The following is a 17,598-nucleotide window of genomic DNA, read 5'->3' as shown; positions in this document are numbered from 1 at the left end:
GCGTATGTTCACTGCTTACTTCGTTTTCGATTTCTTGATGTGGTCTTCCAGCTCGTTGAACGTCGGGCGCTCGGTCGAGAACAGGACCTTGCGGCCGAACTCCACGGCCAGCGCCGGCGCATACCCGTTCAGGCTGGCCAGCAGGGTTACTTTCACGCACTGGAACATCTTGCTCGACTCTTCCAGCTTCTGCTCCAGCAGGCTGGCCAGGGGACCCACGAAACCATACGCCAGCAAGATACCGAGGAAGGTGCCGACCAGCGCGTGCGCGATCAGCATGCCCAGCTCGGCCGGGGGGATGCCCACCGATTCCATCGTGTGCACCACGCCCATGACGGCGGCGACGATACCGAAAGCGGGCAAGCCATCGCCGACCTTGGCAATCACGTGGGCCGGCACGGCGCCTTCGTGATGGTGCGTCTCGATTTCGTTGTCCATCAGGTTTTCGATCTGGAACGCATCCATATTGCCCGATACCATCAGGCGCAGGTAATCGGTCATGAATTCGACGATGTGGTGATCGGCCAGCACGGCAGGATACTTGGAAAACAGGGGGCTCTCTTCGGGCTTGTCGATATCGCCTTCGATCGACATCAAGCCTTCCTTGCGCACCTTGCTGAGCACTTCGAACAGCAGCGACATCAGTTCCATGTACAGCTCTTTGGTATAGCGCGAACCCTTGAACAGGCTGGGCAAGGCGGCGATCGTCGCCTTGATCGCCTTGTTATTGTTACCAACAAGGAAGGCGCCCAGCGCAGCGCCGCCGATCATCAGCAACTCCAGCGGCTGGAACAGCGCCGCCAGATGGCCGCCGGCCAGCGCGAAGCCGCCAAAGACCGAGGCGCAGACGATGATGTATCCGATGATGACTAACAAGTGCCCTGACTCCCAATAATGGCCGGGGCTGTGTGCCCGGCATGTCCAAACCTGTTCCTGTCCTCTGGCGGCTGTGCCGCCAACGAAGACAGTGGCAAAAAGAGTAACTGGAAGTTAATTGAAAAGCCCCGCTTTTCAACGCAATCCCAAGAAAATGCCGTGTGGAACTACAATAACGTGAGATTGCCCTCCGGGCAAGCAAATAACGCAGACAATTGCTTAAAAGCACCATATGTAAAGCAAAGGGCCACCCTCTGTGGCGGCGATGGTCTTATCGGGTTCGCGTGCGGCAATCTGGAATTCGTAACTAAAAAGCATGCTACCGGGCAACATTTCCCTTTCCGCCTTGCTCCACAGGGCCGCCATCGCCGCTGGCGACAGGTAAGCAAACACCGCATCGTAGCGACTGAAATCGAGCGCTTCGTAATCGCCGTGCAGGAAGCGCGCGCGGCTCCCCGACAGCCGCGCGCGCAGGCGGCTTGCCAGCCACGGCAACGGCGCCAGTTCGATGCCGGAAAACTGCCCATCGGGCCGGCGCCGCGCCAGGTCCAGCACCAGGCCGCCCAGGCCGCTGCCTATATCGATCAGGCGCACGCCAGGACGGTCCGCGATCAGCCCGGCGACCGCATGCCATACGCGCGGCCCCGACGGGTAAAACGGCACTTGTGTGCGAAACGTGGACCAATACAGGCTCAGCAGGAAAACAAAGGCCGCGAGGAACACCGCCGGAGGCCAGTGCAACAGGCTGGCCGCCAGCAGCGCGGGCGCAAACAGCAGGCCGATGGCGCACCACCAGCGCGCCAGACGCGCGCGCCAGGTAATGAGCGCCGCCAGTACGCCCTGCAGCAAGGCCACGAGCGGCAACGACATGGCCACGCCTGCGCGCGCCAGGCAATAGACCAATAGCAACATCAAGGGAAAGGCCAGCACCTGGATCAGGATGGCCTTGAGCGCGGGCGCGCGCAGAATTTGTTGCAGCATGGGACAGTCATCGGAGGAAAACGCCAGTGTAAGCGAAAGCACCATGAAAAAGCCGGAGTCCGGTCTGGCGACCGGCTCCGGCTCGAACGAAGCGCAGGCAGTATCAGGCGGTCACGCGCGGCAACGCGACTGCGGCAGCTTCATCGCGCGCCTTCTTGGTCTTGCCTGCACGCGAAGGCATGTGGCACAGGCCGCAGACATAATCGGCGTTCAGGTCGAGGCAGTTGACGACAAACTTGCCGCCGCACTTGCCGCAGGGCGCCATGTTCAGCATCTTGCTGCTGAAAAAGCGCACCAGGGTCCAGGCCCGCGTCAGCGACAGCAGCGGCTCTTCACCGGCCTCTGGCGGCATTTGCTCCAGATACAGTTTGTACGCCTTCATCACGGCTTCGATACCGGTGGCGCCAGCGTGGTCGACGAGGAATTTGTGGATATTGATGAACAGCGAGGAATGGATATTTGGCTGCCAGGTGAGGAACCAGTCAGTGGAAAAGGGCAGCATGCCCTTGGGCGGCGAGACGCCCTTCAATTCCTTGTACAGGTTCAGCAGGCGTTCGCGCGACAGCGAGACTTCGGTCTCCAGCAGTTGCAGGCGCGCGCCCAGCTGTATCAACTCGATGGCCAGCTGGATTTCCTGCGCTTCCGATACGACACTTTTCTTGGCCATGCTGACGACTCCGCGACTGACGAGTACACATTTAAAAACTTAAGCGATTTCTTCGACGCCCTGGCCAGCCATCAGAATAGCGGCGTGCGACTGGGCCAGCGAGCGGTCTTTATTGTAATTCGTCAACATGCCCAGGATGGCGCTGTCGTCGAAACGGAAGCGTGCCAGCATCATGTTGCCGCCAGCGAGCTTCAGGATCTGCGCATTACTCATGCCTTCGATCAATTCGGCGATTTCGGCGGCTATGCCCAAACGGAAGATGGCCGTTACCTTGTCCGCACGAATCATTTGCTGGGCCAGCATCAGGTAGCTCAGGTTAGCGTCGCGAATCTCAGCCATCATATCGTTAGCAGTCATTTCCATCTCCTCAATCCGTTGAATTCAGCTGGTATTGTTTGTTGCCAGTGAGATACATTCTGCAGGAGCAACATCAAACGCAACAGAGGCGAAGGACTGTATTTTTGGTCGGCAAATGGCGGGCAGGACAGTAGGTGTTTGTCTGACAAACACTGCTCGATCATGGTCGCACGCCAGTAACGGCGCGGATGTGGAGGGTGGGCGCGGAGTGGGATTTACCCCACTTCAGGCCTGTAAAAAATATCACTTTCTTACAACAGCTTGATCAGAATCAAGCCTGCTTACCTAGATAACGGCTGCCTTGGCGGGAACTTTAGGGCTTTTTTGAAAAATATTTAAAAAAGCTGCATTCTTTTTTGGCCGGTTTGACGCCGTTCATGTAATCGTTGACGGCGGCGAATCGCAGAACTTTAGGGATTTTTGAAAATATTTTTAAAAATCGTGATTTTTTTCGTTGACGCCCCACAGGGTGGTACTTTCCGCCCCCCGTCCGGCGCGGAAATTCCGCTTTCTGACGCGGATTTGCTACACTGCCTGCTTACGCACAATACTTTAGGCCTCAAGCAATATCGTGCCATTAAGATAAGTACCGACATGAAAGCCACCATGATTTCTCGACATGACTGCAGCGCGCGCGACCTTGACGATCCCCTGGCGCCCCTGCGCCAGCAATTCGACTTGCCGCAAGGCGTAATTTACCTCGATGGCAATTCCCTGGGCGCACGGCCGAAAGCGGCCCTGGCCCGCGCCCAGCACGTCATCACGGCCGAATGGGGCACGGATCTGATCCGCAGCTGGAATACGGCTGGCTGGTTCGATCTGCCCAAGCGCCTGGGTGACCGCCTGGCCCCGCTGCTGGGCGCCGGCACGGGCGAAGTGGTCATCACCGACACCACCTCCGTCAACCTGTTCAAGGCCCTGGCCGCCGCCCTGCAGATGCAGGCCAGCGATCCCGCGCATGCCGCGCGCAGAATCATCGTCAGCGAACGCAGCAACTTCCCCACCGACCTGTACATGGCGCAAGGTCTGGCCGCCTGGCTCGACCGTGGCTACCAGCTGCGCCTGGTCGACAGCCCGGACGAACTGGCGCAAGCCATCGCTACTGATTGCGCCGTCGCCATGCTCACGCACGTCAACTACCGCACGGGCTACCAGCACGACATGGCCGCCATCAGCAGCCATTGCCACGCGCAGGGCGCGCTGGCGCTATGGGACCTGGCCCATTCGGCCGGCGCCGTGCCGCTGGACCTGAACGGCGCCGGCGCCGACCTGGCCGTCGGCTGCACCTATAAATACCTGAATGGCGGCCCCGGCTCGCCGGCCTTCATCTGGGTGCCGGCAAAGCACCAGGCGCGCTTCCGCCAGCCCTTGTCCGGTTGGTGGGGCCACGCCACGCCGTTCGCCATGGACCCGGGCTACACCCCGGCCGACGGCATCGCCCGCGCCCTGTGCGGCACGCAGCCCATCATCTCGCTGGCCCTGGTCGAATGCGGCCTGGAGATCTTTGCGCAAACGAGCATGGAAGCTATCCGCCGCAAGTCGCTGGCCCTGACGGACCTGTTCATCGCCCTGGTGGAACAGCGCTGCGCCGACCATCCGCTGGGCCTCGTCACGCCGCGCGAGCATGCGCGGCGCGGCAGCCAGGTCAGCTTCACGCACCCGCACGGCTATGCCGTGATGCAGGCACTGATCGCGCGCGGCGTCATCGGCGACTACCGCGAGCCGGCCATCATGCGCTTCGGCTTCACGCCGCTGTACACCAGCTTTGCCGACGTGTGGGATGCCGTGGAAATCTTGCGCGACATCCTCGACACCGAAGCCTATGACATCGCCGCCAAGCGCGATGCCGTCACCTGAACCTGGACCAAGACAACACCATGAGTAAAGAAAACAGCAGCGGCTGCCCCATGCATGCGGGTGCCCAGCAAGGTGCCGAATGGCATGGCGCGCAGATGGATTTCAGTGAATCGATGAGCTACGGCAACTACCTGGCGCTGGACCGCATCCTGACGGCCCAGCATCCGCTATCGCCGAACCACAACGAAATGCTGTTCATCGTGCAGCACCAGACGAGCGAATTGTGGATGAAACTGATGCTGCACGAAATGCATGCCGTGCGCGCCAACCTGCAAAGCGGTGACCTGGCGCCCGCTTTTAAAATGCTGGCCCGCGTGGCGCGCATCATGGACCAGCTGGTGCATGCCTGGGACGTGCTGGCCACCATGACGCCGCCCGAATACACGGCCATCCGTCCCTACCTCGGCGCCTCGTCCGGCTTCCAGTCCTTCCAGTACCGCGAAATCGAATTCATTCTGGGGAACAAGAACGCCGCCCTGCTGAATGTACATACGACGGCACCCGATACCTACAAGGTGCTCGATGCCGCCCTGCGCACGCCATCCGTCTACGATGAATCGATCAAACTGCTGGCGCGCAGCGGCTTGCCCATCTCCGCCGAGCGGCTGAACGCCGACTGGACCTTGCCGACCGCAGCCGACGACTCGGTAAAAGCGGCCTGGCTGGAAGTCTACCGCGACCCGTCGAAACACTGGGCCCTGTACGAGCTGGCCGAAAAGCTGGTGGACCTGGAAACGGCCTTCCGTTTCTGGCGCTTCCGCCATGTGACGACGGTGGAGCGCATCATCGGCTTCAAGACGGGCACGGGCGGCACGGCTGGCGTGAGCTATTTGCGCAAGATGCTCGACGTGGTATTGTTCCCCGAACTGTTTGCTTTACGTACAGAGCTTTAAGGAGCATCGATGTCGCCTCTCGTTCTGACTCTGGCTGGCCTGTGGAATTCCGGGCCGCAGCATTGGCAAACCCATTGGGAAGCGCGCCACCCGCAATGGTCGCGCGTGCCGCACCGGGAATGGCAGACGCCGGACAAGGACGAATGGGTGATGGAGCTCGACCGCGCCATCGCCGCTTGCGAGCGCCCGCCCGTGCTTGCCGCGCACAGCCTGGCCTGCACGCTGGTGGCCCATTGGGCTGCCAGTGGCTCGCCGCACAGGATCGCCGGTGCTTTCCTGGTCGCTCCCAGCGATGTGGAAGCGCCCTCCTATCCCGCCGGCACGACGGGCTTTGGGCCCATGCCGCTGCTAGCCTTGCCGTTTCCCAGCCTGGTGGTGGCCAGCGGCGATGATCCCTATGTCAGCTTCGCGCGGGCACGCGCGTTTGCCGACGCCTGGCGCAGCGAACTGACCATGATCGGCGACGCCGGCCATATCAATGGCGACGCCGGCTATGGCCCGTGGCCGGAAGGCGAACAGATGCTGCTGGATTTTTGCGCCGCGCACCAGCCCTGAATCGGGGCGCGCACGATAGACCAGTATTTGCCCGCAAGTAAGAACACAGGCAGAATCGTGGCCTTTCCATTGCGGCGCCCCGGCGCCAGCCTCACGATGAAACGTCCGCTCTTGCCAGTTCTCCTGCCCTTGCTGCTCTGCTCCGCCCTCGCCCACGGCGCGCCCTTCTACGAAGGCAAGAGCCTCGCCCACCCCGCCATCAGCGCTTCGCAAGACAGCGGCCTCGATATCGCCTTTCTCAAGGAAAAAGAAGGCGTCAATGGCTATTACTGCGAGTGCAAGAGCAGCAGCGCGAAACCCATGTTGCTCGACCAGTTCGACAATGCCGTCATCCGTTCCGTCTTCTACGCCTCGCTGGACAAGGAAACGGACGACAGCGTGCAGACCATGCTGGTGCTGTTCCGCCAGGGCGACAAGAACGGCTTGCGCGCCTACCGCTACCACCGCAGCTCCGGAAAATATCGGCGCCTCGATGGCTTGCAGCCGGCACTGAACCGCATCGTGGCACAAAGCGCCGCCCCCAATGCGGGCCAGGTCAAGGCCGCGCTGACGAAACTGGCGCCGATGGATTACAGCGTTGCGCGCGGCAAGAGCGGCAATGCGGACTTCGACGCCATCGACCATACGCAAGGCACCATCGTCGGCTACTACAGCGATGACGGCAAGCCCGTGGCCCCAGGCGGCAAGGACGCCATCACCTACAAAAAAACCTTCCAGAAAAAGGGCGAGCGTTTTCTCACCGCCAGCTACACCCTGTACAGCGATGCGGGCGCCGGCATCCTGCCCAACTACCGCCTGTGGCAAGTGACGTGGGAAACGGCGCCAAAGCAATTCGCGGGCAGCGCAGACGGCCCGTCCGTCATCTACAGCCTGGCCTGGGACGACGGCTCGGTGGTCGAGCGGGGCCAGTACGTGAAGGGCAAGCGCCAGGGACTGTGGGTACGCGAGGGCATGCACGAAGGCAGCGAAAAGGGCCACTACGTCAACGGCCTGCAGGAAGGCATGTGGTACTTCAATTATCCCAAGCAGAGCGAGAGCGGCATGTACCGGGCCGGCAAGCGCGAAGGCCGCTGGACCGTCATCAACTATGCCGATCAAGAGGAAGTGACGGGTTTCGACACCTACGCGGGCGGCCAGCTGAACGGCCCGCACGAGCGCCGCATGGGCGGCAAGCTGCAAATGCGCGGCAACTACGTGAACGGCACGCGCCATGGCCCTTGGATCACGGAAGATGGCGACGGCAACTTCATCGACGGCTTGCGCGACGGGCCGTGGAAGCTCAAGCTCAAGGACAAGGTCACGCAAAGCGTCACTTTCGTGAAAGGCAAAAAACAGGGCGAGGCCCTCGACACGGATGCGCAAGGCGCGCTGCGCGTGCGCGACCATTACCAGGCGGGCGTGCTCGATGGCGCACGCACGCGCTATCTTGGCCCGGCCGGCAAGGAATACGTGGTCTACACGGCCACCTACCGCAACGGCCAGCTGGACGGGCGCGAACAGGCGTTCGACGACAGCGGCAAGATCCTGCGCCTCGATACGCTGTGGGACAACGGCAAGAAGCAGGGCCTCGACGCGCGCTACTACCCGAACGGCAAGCCGGAACGCCTGGCCGTCATCGACCAGGGCCGCCTGCTCACACACCTGCGCGAGTACTACGAAGACGGCCAGTTGCTCAACGACATCCACCGCTGCACCTTCAAAGAGTACGGCAGCACGCGCGACGACGTGTGCGAATACCACCACATGTACTACCCGGACGGCAAGCCGCAGTACTTCTACGCCTTCCAGTACGGCCAGCGCCAGGAAGGTTATTCGAACTACCCGAACGGCAAGCGCAAGGACGAACTGCTGGTCGACCGCGCCGCCGACACTTCCGTCGTCAACGCGTATTACGAAAGCGGCCAGCTCAAATGCACGGAGCCGCGCAGCGGCCACAGCACGCGCACGGTGAATGGCCAGTCGATGATCAGCTACGCTTCGGCCGAGCGCGATGGCGACAATATCTGCTACCACCCGAACGGCAAGGTAGCCAGTATTTTCACCTTCCGCAAACGCGTACTCGTCGATTGCGGCAAGCGTTACGATGACACGGGCAAGCAGACGTTCCCGGGGCCGGAAGGCTGCCCTCCCCCCAGGCAAGTGACCTACCCCATCGGACTGTGACTATGACGCAAACGAGACAGATGCAGTGCATCCAGAACCCCGGGCGCATCGACGCCGGGGCGATCCGCGCCGCCATCGCGACTGGCCAGAATGTGCTGGTGCAGTTCAATGCCCTGGGCGAGCCGGAGCCGCTGCTGGCCGACCTCGATGCCCTGGCCGCCACCTGCGGCACGGCGCTGACCATCCGTATCTACGGTTACGATCCGAGGGAGTTCGATGCCCGCATCCTGCGCGCGCTGCCGCATGTGGCCAGCCTGTCCATCGACTGCCACCGCAACGCCCTGTATCTGGAAACCCTGGGCGAGTTGCGCCACCTGAAGCGACTGAGCCTGGGCGTGTACGAGCTGGCGCAAGCCGACATCCTGCAGCTGGACAATTTGCGCGGCCTCGAATACCTGCAACTGGGTGAATCGGCCAAAAACAATATCGACCTGGCCCCCCTGCGCCACTATGCGCATCTGGCCAGCCTGGTCATCGAGGGCCACCACCAGCATATCGACACTTTGGCTGGCCTGCCGGTGCTGCATGAGCTGTCGCTATACCGCATCAAGAACAAGGTGCCGCTGGAATTCATATCGGAGATGGCCCGCCTGGACAGGCTGCTGTTGCAGCTGGGTGGCCGCGAATCGCTCGCGCACATCGAGGCGCCGCTGTTGAGGAAACTGGAAGTGATACGTGTGCGCGGCCTGGAAACGCTGGGCGATATCGGCCGTTTCCCCCTGCTGCAGGCGCTATGGGTCGAAGACCAGATCAAGCTGCGGCAGATCGCGCTGGGCCCCAATCCCATGCTCGAAAGCCTGGACCTGCACACCTGCAAGACGCTCGACAGCCTGCCCGGCCTCGCCACCCTGCCCGCCTTGCGCCAGCTGTCGGCATCCGAGACCATGCTCGACATCGACGCGCTCCTGGCGCATGGCTTGCCCGCGTCCCTGGCGCATGCGCGCCTGCGCACCGGCAGGAAAACACGCGACGACGCCATCGCCGCGCAGCTGGCGCAACTGGGCTACGACACGGCGCGCGTCTATTGATGCTAGCGGCTGGCCGCCAGCTTGCGCTGCCACAGCGCCACGTCGATCATCACGCCGTCCGCACCCGTGTTGCGGATGTAGACGCGGTAGCTGCCCTGCCCCATGTCGCCATCGAGATAGGCCGTGCGCTCGTTGCGTTGCAATCTGGCGCCCTTGGCTAACTGGCGGTAGCGCTCCACCACCGCATCGAAACTGGCGTAACTGCGCAGCGCCACTTCCAGGTCGCGAGGCGGGCGGCCTTCGGCATGGTCCAGCACATTATTCTGCTTCTTGCCTTTCAGCGTGAGCGGATAGGCAAACACGCCGGCGCCGGCCGACGTCAGCACCGTGGATTTATCGAGCAGCAGCGGCAAGAGCGCCGGTGGATACGCAGGCGGCAGCTGGGCGCGGTTCCAGCCCGGCAAGGCCGGCTGCGCCAGCACATATTCGACGCTGGCGATCTTCTGCCCATCGGCGCCCGCTTCCTTGTCGCCCGCAATCAGCGCCAGCATGGGCGGCAATTGCCGGGCCCAGGCCAGCAAGGGCGCCGCTTCGCCGACCAGCATGCCCTTGCGGTGGAACACCGTCAGTACGGCATTCGGATCGGGATTGCAGACTTTCGCCAGAGGCTGGCCCTCAAGGTGGCAATGTCCATTGACCAGGCCAAAGGCGATGATGGCACCGCGTTTGTCGAGCAGCATGGCGCCCCGTTCGCGGCCCTGATTGCGGTCATTCATCGACGCCAGCAACTGGCGCCCATCGGCCAGCGCGGTGCGCGTGGCGTCGCGCTTTTCGCTGATCGCTTCAAGCGCCTGCACCAGCAGCAGTTCGTCGTCTTCCGTGTAGCTGCCGCGCGCGTAGCCGAAGAAATCGAACAGGGCTGCACGCACCTGCACATCGTCGCTCAGGCGCGGCAAGGGACCGCCGGCCGCCAGGGAAGACAGGCTTTTCCCGGCCGGCGCCGAGGGCGCCGCCGTGGCGCGAGCGGGCTGGGAAAGGACGCAAGCGGCTGCCAGCAAGACGCCGCCCAGGGTGCGGTAATTCGAAAAATTGATATGCATGATTCTGTCTGTCGGGGATTTGGCCGCGATACCGGCCACGCATGGCGCGCTGGCGATTCTAGCATGGCGCCAGCCCCCATGCGGTGCGGCTGGTAGACGGCACGTGTGCCGGTGCGGCTGTTATGATGGCCGCAATGACGAAATCTCCCCCCGCCTCAACACTGCTTGTCCTCTTGCCCGGCATGGATGGCACGGGCCGACTTTTTCACCGTTTTGAGGCCGCCCTGCGCGCGCAAGCTGCCATCGAGACCCAGGCCATCGCCTATCCGGTCGCACCGTTTGACTATACGGCACTCGAAGCGTTCGTGCGCGAACGCTTGCCGCAGGAGCGCCCTTTCGTCGTACTGGCCGAATCGTTTTCAGGACCGCTGGGGGCAGCTTTGCGCGCCGATCCGCCGCCCGGCATGCGCGCCCTGATCCTGTGCTGTTCGTTCGTGCGCAATCCGCGCCCGATGCTGGCGCCACTGCGCCACCTGCTGGACCTCGTCCCTTTTGGCGCCCTGCCCGGCTTCGCCCTGCGCCAGGCATTGCTGGCGCCCTACGCCACGCCGCCACTGCAGGCGGAACTGGCAGCGGCGCTGGCGCAGGTGCCGCCCAGCGTGCTGCGCCAGCGCCTGCGCGCCGTGCTGGAAACAGATGCCTCTCCCAGCTTCGCGCGCGGCAGCCTGCCGGTGCTGTATCTGCGTGCCCGCCACGACCGCCTGGTGCCGCCGGCAAACGCCTTGCAGATACTGCGCCAGGCGCCAGGCACGCAGCTGGTCGATATCGACGCGCCGCACATGCTGCTGCAGGCGGCGCCGGAAGCGGCTGCCGATGCGGTCGCTGCTTTTCTCAAGGGCCTGTCAACCGCGCCGGAATCTGATTAAACGCGTGCTGGCCAGCACGGCCAGCCAGCTCAAGGCGCACAGCAGCGGCTTGCTGCGCCCCGGCGGCAGCAGCGCCAGCAGCAAATTCGTGCCCGCATACACATTAAACACCAGCAGCAAGGCCAGGCCCGCCATCAGGCGGATTTTCATGAAGCTCCTTAAAGAAAAAGCCGGCCCTTTCACGAAGAAAGGGCCGGCTTGATTACATCGACAGCAAGGCGATTACTTCGCCGTATTGAGCAGCAACTCGTTGAGGCGCTTGACGAAACTGGCCGGATCGGCCAGCGAACCACCTTCGGCCAGCATGGCCTGGTCGAACAGGATGTTGGCCCAGTCGCCGAATTTTCCGCCTTGCGCATCTTCGTACTTCAAACGCGTCACCAGCGGGTGGTTCGGGTTGATTTCCAGAATCGGCTTCGATTCCGGCGCGCTCTGGCCCGCAGCTTTGAGCATGCGCAGCAGGTTGCCCGACAATTCGTTTTCATCGGCCACCAGGCAGGCTGGCGAATCGGTCAGGCGGAACGTCACGCGCACGTCCTTGGCCTTGTCGGCCAAGACGGCCTTCATCTTGCCCACCAGGTCGGCGTACGAGGTTTCCGTTTCTTCGTGCTCTTTCTTTTCCGCTTCGTCTTCCAGCGCGCCCAGGTCCAGGCCGCCTTTGGCGACGGAGACCAGTTCCTTGCCTTCGACGTCCTGCAGGAAGGACAGCATCCATTCATCGACGCGGTCCGTCAGCAGCAGCACTTCGACACCCTTCTTGCGGAAGATTTCCAGGTGCGGGCTGTTCTTGGCGGCAGCGTAATTGTCGGCCGTGACGTAGTAAATCTTGTCCTGGCCTTCCTTCATGCGCGCCACGTAGTCGGCGAACGACGTAATTTGCTCGTCGCTGTCGTTGGCGGTCGAGGCAAAGCGCAGCAACTTGGCCAGGCGTTCCTTGTTGGCCGCGTCTTCGCCGATGCCTTCTTTCAGCACCTGGCCGAATTCCTTCCAGAAGACGGCGTACTTGTCCTTTTTGTCCTGCTCGTCCGCGTTCGCCAACTCTTCCAGCATGCCCAGCACGCGCTTGGTCGAACCTTCGCGGATCACCTTGACGTCGCGCGATTCCTGCAGGATTTCACGCGACACGTTCAGCGGCAGGTCGGCCGAGTCGATCACCCCGCGCACGAAGCGCAAATAGGTCGGCATCAGCTGCTCGGCATCGTCCATGATGAAGACGCGCTTGACGTACAGCTTGATGCCGCCGCGCTTGTTGCGGTCCCACATGTCGAACGGCGCCTTGGCCGGGAGGTACAGCAACTGCGTGTACTCGCTGCGGCCTTCCACGCGGTTATGCGTGTGGCTCAAAGGCGACTGGAAGTCGTGCGACACGTGCTTGTAGAATTCGTCGTACTGTTCCGGCGTGATGTCGGCTTTGTTGCGGGCCCACAGGGCGCTGGCCTGGTTGACGGTTTCGAATTCGTCTTTCAGGACGGTTTCTTTTTTCTCGTCGTCCCACTCTTCCTTCTGCATCACGATCGGCAGCGAGATATGGTCCGAGTATTTGCGGATGATGGACTTGATTTTCCAGCTCGACAGCAATTCGTCCTCGCCTTCGCGCAGGTGCAGGATGATGTCCGTGCCACGGCCCGTTTTTTCGATCGTTTCGATGCTGTAATCGCCTTCGCCGGCCGATTCCCAGCGCACGCCTTCGGCAGCGTCCACGCCGGCGCGGCGCGTTTCGACGGTGATCTTGTCGGCGACGATGAAGCCCGAATAGAAGCCCACGCCAAACTGGCCGATCAGGGCTGCGTCTTGCTGCTGGTCGCCCGACAGCTTGCCGAAGAATTCCTTGGTGCCCGACTTGGCGATGGTGCCCAGGTGCGAGATCGCCTCGTCACGGGTCATGCCGATGCCGTTGTCGGAAATGGTGATGGTGCGCGCATCCTTGTCGAAGCTGACCTTGATCTTCAATTCGTGATCGTTGCCATACAGGGCATCGTTATCGATCGCTTCGAAGCGCAATTTGTCGGCCGCGTCGGACGCGTTCGAGATCAATTCGCGCAGGAAGATTTCCTTGTTCGAGTACAGGGAATGGATCATCAGGTGCAGCATTTGCTTCACTTCGGTCTGAAAACCCAGGGTTTGCTTTTCGGAGACAGCCATTTTTACCTCATAGTCTTGTGGATGGGACGGATTCTTCGGAGTTGGGGATGGTACAAGCAATTTCAAGAGCCCCCGCCGAATGTCCTGCAATGTCCTGTTTTAGCCCAGTGCGCGGGCGAAAAACGCCCATATGCGCTCATCCTGCACGGTGGCCAGGTTCAGGCGCATGCGGGTCGACGGCAACTGGCGCGGGGAAAACAGGCTGCCCGGCGCCAGCACCAGCCCTTCAGCCAGCGCCTTTTCGGCCAGCAGATTCGTGTCGCAACCCGCGTCCGCCCACACGAACATGCCGGCCGGCGCAGGATCGAAGCGCAAGCCCGCCTGTTCGACCTTGCGGTAGGTAAGCTCACGCACCCTGTCCAGCCGCGTACGCAGGCGCTCCGCATGCTTGCGGTACATCCCTTGCGAAAGGATTTTATACACCACGCGCTCGCCGATGTCACTGGTGGTGAGCGTGGCGAGCATCTTGCGGTCAGCCAGGCGCTGCGCCAGCTCCTTTGAGGTGGCGATGAAGCCCACGCGCAGGTTCGCCGCCAGGCTCTTGGAAAAGCCGCCCAGGTAAATCACGCGGCGCAGCTGGTCCAGCGCAGCCAGGCGCGTGGCCGGCTGCACCGCGCCGCCCGGGTGCATGTCGCAATAGATATCATCCTCGACGAGCAGGAAATCGTGCTGCTCGGCCAGGCGCAGCACCTGGAAAGCCTTGGCCGCCGACAGCGACGTCGAGCTGGGGTTGTGCAGCACCGAATTGATCACGTACAGCTTGGGACGGTGCAAGGCGGCCAGCTCGGCCAGCACGGCGATATCGGGGCCATCACCCAGGCGTGGGATGCCGACGACGTTCATACCCATGGCGGCAAAGGCGCCGAACATCAGCCAATAAGCGGGATCGTCGACGAAAATGGTCTCGCCAGGGCGGACAAACTCGCGCGCCACCAGGTCCAGCGCCTGCATCACGCCCACCGTGGTGACGATCTGCTCGGGCGGGCAGGCGATTTCCAGCCCCGCCAGTTTCAGCTGCAACTGCTGGCGCAGCGGCAGAAACCCCTGCGGCGCGCCATAGCCCAGCAGGAAATTGCCGGGCTGGCGGCTGACGTCGCGCAAAGCGCGCGCCACCAGGTCGCCGTCGAGCCACTCGGCGGGCAGCATGCCGGAGCCGGGCGCAGGGATGGCGGGCGTCTGGCGAAACATGTTTCGGATCAGCCAGACCACATCCATCGGCTGCGCCGCCGCATCCTGCGCGCCAGCCGGCGGCACCGGCGTGTTCAATGGCGAGCGCTCGCGCACGAAAAAGCCGGCACCGCGCCGCGATTCGAGGTAGCCGCGCGCCACCAGCTTGTCGTAGCTGGCTACCACCGTGGCGCACGACACGCTCAAACTGGCCGCGCACTGGCGGATCGAAGGCATGCGCGCGCCGCCACGCAGCAGCTTGTCGTCGATGCGCCCCGCCAGCGAGCGCGCGATCTGGTCGATCAGGGTTTCGCCCGAGGCGCGCGACAGCAAGGGTAGGGGTGGCAAGGCAGGTGTATTACTCATATGACCATGACAGTATGTGAAATTATGCGTGGAAGTGTATTTGTACTGTACTGCTATTCACGCCTAGGATAGCAGCATGGATCACACAAATCCATGCCTTTCCCTTACCGCACGCACCAGGAAACCCATGCCTTCACTCACGAACACCGCCACCTCTACCACCCGCCCGCACCGCTTCAGCGATGACCGTAAGGGGTTGCTGCTGGGCTTGATCGCCGTCGCCCTCTTCAGCCTGACCCTGCCCTTCACGCGCCTGGCCGTGGCCGAACTCGATCCCACCTTTGTCGCCCTGGGCCGCGCCCTGGTGGCCGCCAGCCTGGCCGGTCTGTGGCTATGGCAGCAGCGCGCACCGTTGCCGCGGCGCGAACAATGGCTGCCGCTGGCGCTCGTGTCGCTGGGCTGCGTGCTGGGCTTCCCCTGGCTGACGTCGATCGCCATGCGCAGCCTGCCCGCCTCGCACGGCGCCGTGCTGGTGGGCATTTTGCCGCTGGCCACCGCCGTGTTTGCCGTACTGCGCGGCAAGGAACGCCCTTCTCCGGGCTTCTGGCTGATGGCCTTGCTCGGCACGGCGCTGGTGGTGGCGTTCGCGCTGCGCCAGGGCGGCGGCAGCTTCCACCTGGCCGACTGGCTGATCTTTGCCGCCGTGCTGCTGGCGGCACTCGGCTATGCCGAAGGCGGACGCCTGGCGCAAGCCATGCCGGGCCAGCATGTGATTTCCTGGGCGCTGCTGCTGGCCGTGCCCTTCGTACTGCCAGTGGTGCTGTGGAACGCCTGGCCGCAACGCGCGCTGATGGCGCAGGCCAGCGGCGCGGCCTGGCTGGGCTTTGCGTATATCTCCGTGTTTTCCATGTTTATCGCTTTCTTTTTCTGGTACCGGGGCATGGCGCTGGGCGGCGTGGCCCGCGTGGGACAAACGCAGCTGCTGCAGCCTTTCCTCTCGCTGGTGGGCGCGGCCGTGCTGCTGAACGAGCCATTAACGGGAGAAAGCCTGCTGTTTGCCGGCGCCGTGATCGCCGTGGTGGCCATCGGACGCAAGCTGAAATAGCTTGGCCTGACGCCCGTTTGCAACGCCCTTGCGCGTGCGGATGGGCAGAGCGCCGTGCAAGCCGTACAATACCGCAGCACCATGGCGACGCCTATCCGGCGCCGCTTGCGCACGCACCGCCACAAGCGGGCCAACAAATCCAGCCGGCGCAGCTCGGCATCTTCTGTGAGACTCGTATGAAAATTGAAAATCCGAATCCGATCCAATGGCGCTTTGCCGAACGCGCGGAACAGCTGCAAAGCTCGTTCATCCGCGAAATCCTGAAGATCACGCAGCGTCCCGAGATCATCTCGTTTGCCGGCGGCCTGCCATCGCCCGCCACCTTCCCCGTGGAAGAAATGAAGACCGCCTTCGACAAAGTCCTGTCGAACAATGGCAAGGTCGCCCTGCAATACGGCCCGACCGATGGCTATCTGCCACTGCGCCAATGGATCGCCGACTCCTTGTCCAGCAATGGCAGCAGCATCATGCCCGAACAAGTGTTGATGACGTCCGGCTCGCAGCAGGCGCTGGACTTGCTGGGCAAGGTGCTGATCGACGAAGGCAGCCGCGTGCTGGTGGAAACCCCCAGCTACCTGGGCGCTCTGCAGGCGTTTTCCGTCTACCGTCCCGAATTCGTTTCCGTCGATACCGATGACGAAGGCCTGGTGCCGTCGTCGATCAACCCCGTCGCCGATGGCGCGCGCCTGCTGTACGCGCTGCCGAACTTCCAGAACCCGACGGGCCGCAGCCTGTCCGTGGCGCGCCGCGTGGAACTGGTGGAAACCTGCGCCCGCCACGGCCTGCCGCTGATCGAGGATGACCCGTACGGCGCCCTGAGCTACAGCGGCGAGCCGTATCCGAAGATGATCAACATGAATCCGGACGGCGTCATTTATATGGGTTCGTTCTCCAAGGTGCTCACGCCCGGCATCCGCCTCGGCTACGTGGTGGCGCCGATGCCGCTGGTGCGCCGCCTGGAACTGGCCAAGCAGGCGGCCGATCTGCACACGTCCCAGCTGACGCAGATGGTCGTACATGAAGTCATCAAGGATGGCTTCCTGGACCAGCATATTCCCAGCATCCGCAGCCTGTACGGCAACCAGTGCCAGGCCATGCTGTCGGCGCTGGACGAGCACTTCCCGGCCGGCGTCACCTGGACCAAACCGGAAGGCGGCATGTTCATCTGGGTCACGCTGCCGAAACACATCGACGCCATGAAACTGCTCGATGAAGCCATCGCCAACAAGGTCGCCTTCGTGCCGGGCGCGCCATTCTATGCGAACACGCCGGAAACGCACACCCTGCGCCTGTCGTTCGTGACGGTGCCGCCGGAACGCATCCGCGAAGGCATCGCCATCCTGGGCAAACTGATCGCCGCAAAAATGTAACTCCCCCTCCACGCCCCGCCTTCTGCGGGGCGTAACCAGCTGCCCTCGCGCCAACGGGCACGCGTCTTTTCCGCCTAAAATCCGCCTTCACGATAGCAACTTCATTTATTTATTTCTAAGAGTATCATAAAGATAATATTTTACCGCCTCGTGTAACATCGATTTTTCACCCAAAAAATTGGCAAAGCGGTATGATTTGAGCGCTGTATCAGATTTGAACCCGGT

The 17,598-nt window shown here is 62.5% G+C and carries 16 protein-coding genes; 8 read left to right on the top strand and 8 right to left on the bottom strand.

What is annotated here, in order from left to right; genetic code table 11:
• Window positions 1–15 precede the first annotated feature (15 nt).
• The 4 genes from motA to flhD form a co-directional block, all read right to left on the bottom strand.
• Window positions 16–876 carry a flagellar motor stator protein MotA gene (gene motA, locus ACQ4WN_RS23230; protein WP_077401985.1) on the bottom strand — a complete coding sequence of 287 codons (861 nt, stop codon included), beginning with the start codon at window positions 874–876 and terminating at the stop codon, window positions 16–18.
• 219 nt (window positions 877–1,095) lie between these two features.
• The gene (locus ACQ4WN_RS23225; RefSeq protein WP_436553660.1) at window positions 1,096–1,857 is read right to left on the bottom strand and encodes an SAM-dependent methyltransferase; all 762 of its coding nucleotides are present in this window, start codon (window positions 1,855–1,857) and stop codon (window positions 1,096–1,098) included.
• 103 nt (window positions 1,858–1,960) lie between these two features.
• Window positions 1,961–2,524 (bottom strand): flagellar transcriptional regulator FlhC, encoded by a 564-nt coding sequence (flhC, locus tag ACQ4WN_RS23220; RefSeq protein WP_436553659.1) that lies wholly within the window; start codon window positions 2,522–2,524, stop codon window positions 1,961–1,963.
• Window positions 2,525–2,563: 39 nt separating this feature from the next.
• The gene (flhD, locus tag ACQ4WN_RS23215) at window positions 2,564–2,881 is read right to left on the bottom strand and encodes a flagellar transcriptional regulator FlhD (RefSeq protein WP_034758381.1); all 318 of its coding nucleotides are present in this window, start codon (window positions 2,879–2,881) and stop codon (window positions 2,564–2,566) included.
• 606 nt (window positions 2,882–3,487) lie between these two features.
• Here flhD and kynU point away from each other — a divergent pair.
• Genes kynU through ACQ4WN_RS23190 form a run of 5 tightly spaced genes read left to right on the top strand, consistent with a single transcriptional unit; the run spans window position 3,488 to window position 9,377 of the window.
• Window positions 3,488–4,738, top strand: a complete 1,251-nt coding sequence (gene kynU, locus ACQ4WN_RS23210; protein ID WP_436553658.1) for a kynureninase — start codon at window positions 3,488–3,490, stop codon at window positions 4,736–4,738.
• A gap of 20 nt (window positions 4,739–4,758) precedes the next feature.
• A complete protein-coding gene (gene kynA / locus ACQ4WN_RS23205) occupies window positions 4,759–5,631 on the top strand; it encodes a tryptophan 2,3-dioxygenase (RefSeq protein ID WP_436553657.1) in 873 nt (290 codons plus the stop codon).
• A 9-nt stretch (window positions 5,632–5,640) separates the two neighbouring features.
• A complete protein-coding gene (locus ACQ4WN_RS23200) occupies window positions 5,641–6,186 on the top strand; it encodes an RBBP9/YdeN family alpha/beta hydrolase (RefSeq protein WP_436553656.1) in 546 nt (181 codons plus the stop codon).
• Between the two features lie 57 nt (window positions 6,187–6,243).
• Entirely contained in the window at window positions 6,244–8,349 is a 2,106-nt protein-coding gene (locus ACQ4WN_RS23195; RefSeq protein ID WP_436553655.1) for a hypothetical protein, read from the top strand.
• 2 nt (window positions 8,350–8,351) lie between these two features.
• Window positions 8,352–9,377, top strand: coding sequence for a leucine-rich repeat domain-containing protein (locus tag ACQ4WN_RS23190; protein WP_436553654.1), 1,026 nt, complete (start codon window positions 8,352–8,354; stop codon window positions 9,375–9,377).
• 2 nt (window positions 9,378–9,379) lie between these two features.
• Here the strand turns inward: ACQ4WN_RS23190 and ACQ4WN_RS23185 are convergent, their stop codons facing one another.
• Window positions 9,380–10,417 (bottom strand): hypothetical protein, encoded by a 1,038-nt coding sequence (locus ACQ4WN_RS23185; protein WP_436553653.1) that lies wholly within the window; start codon window positions 10,415–10,417, stop codon window positions 9,380–9,382.
• Window positions 10,418–10,551: 134 nt separating this feature from the next.
• Here ACQ4WN_RS23185 and ACQ4WN_RS23180 point away from each other — a divergent pair, with 134 nt between their 5' ends.
• The gene (locus ACQ4WN_RS23180) at window positions 10,552–11,283 is read left to right on the top strand and encodes an alpha/beta fold hydrolase (RefSeq protein WP_436553652.1); all 732 of its coding nucleotides are present in this window, start codon (window positions 10,552–10,554) and stop codon (window positions 11,281–11,283) included.
• Here the strand turns inward: ACQ4WN_RS23180 and ACQ4WN_RS23175 are convergent.
• The 3 genes from ACQ4WN_RS23175 to ACQ4WN_RS23165 all read right to left on the bottom strand — a co-directional run bounded on the left by ACQ4WN_RS23175 (window position 11,260) and on the right by ACQ4WN_RS23165 (window position 14,958).
• Entirely contained in the window at window positions 11,260–11,433 is a 174-nt protein-coding gene (locus ACQ4WN_RS23175; RefSeq protein WP_436553651.1) for a hypothetical protein, read from the bottom strand. The genes ACQ4WN_RS23180 and ACQ4WN_RS23175 overlap by 24 nt on opposite strands.
• Before the next feature lie 72 nt (window positions 11,434–11,505).
• Window positions 11,506–13,425, bottom strand: a complete 1,920-nt coding sequence (gene htpG / locus ACQ4WN_RS23170) for a molecular chaperone HtpG (protein ID WP_436553650.1) — start codon at window positions 13,423–13,425, stop codon at window positions 11,506–11,508.
• Window positions 13,426–13,524: 99 nt separating this feature from the next.
• Window positions 13,525–14,958 carry an aminotransferase-like domain-containing protein gene (locus tag ACQ4WN_RS23165; RefSeq protein WP_436553649.1) on the bottom strand — a complete coding sequence of 478 codons (1,434 nt, stop codon included), beginning with the start codon at window positions 14,956–14,958 and terminating at the stop codon, window positions 13,525–13,527.
• 127 nt (window positions 14,959–15,085) lie between these two features.
• On the opposite strand from ACQ4WN_RS23165, the gene ACQ4WN_RS23160 reads away from it, so the two are divergent.
• Together ACQ4WN_RS23160 and ACQ4WN_RS23155 are read left to right on the top strand one after the other, a co-directional pair.
• Window positions 15,086–16,003, top strand: a complete 918-nt coding sequence (locus ACQ4WN_RS23160; RefSeq protein ID WP_436553648.1) for a DMT family transporter — start codon at window positions 15,086–15,088, stop codon at window positions 16,001–16,003.
• A 176-nt stretch (window positions 16,004–16,179) separates the two neighbouring features.
• Entirely contained in the window at window positions 16,180–17,373 is a 1,194-nt protein-coding gene (locus ACQ4WN_RS23155) for an aminotransferase-like domain-containing protein (RefSeq protein WP_436553647.1), read from the top strand.
• Window positions 17,374–17,598 lie beyond the last annotated feature (225 nt).

The sequence above is a fragment of the Janthinobacterium pasteuri genome (assembly GCF_051380775.1).
Taxonomy (GTDB): Bacteria; Pseudomonadota; Gammaproteobacteria; order Burkholderiales; family Burkholderiaceae_D; genus Janthinobacterium.
Note: the sequence above shows the minus strand (reverse complement) of the source record. Positions and strands in the feature narration are given on the sequence as shown.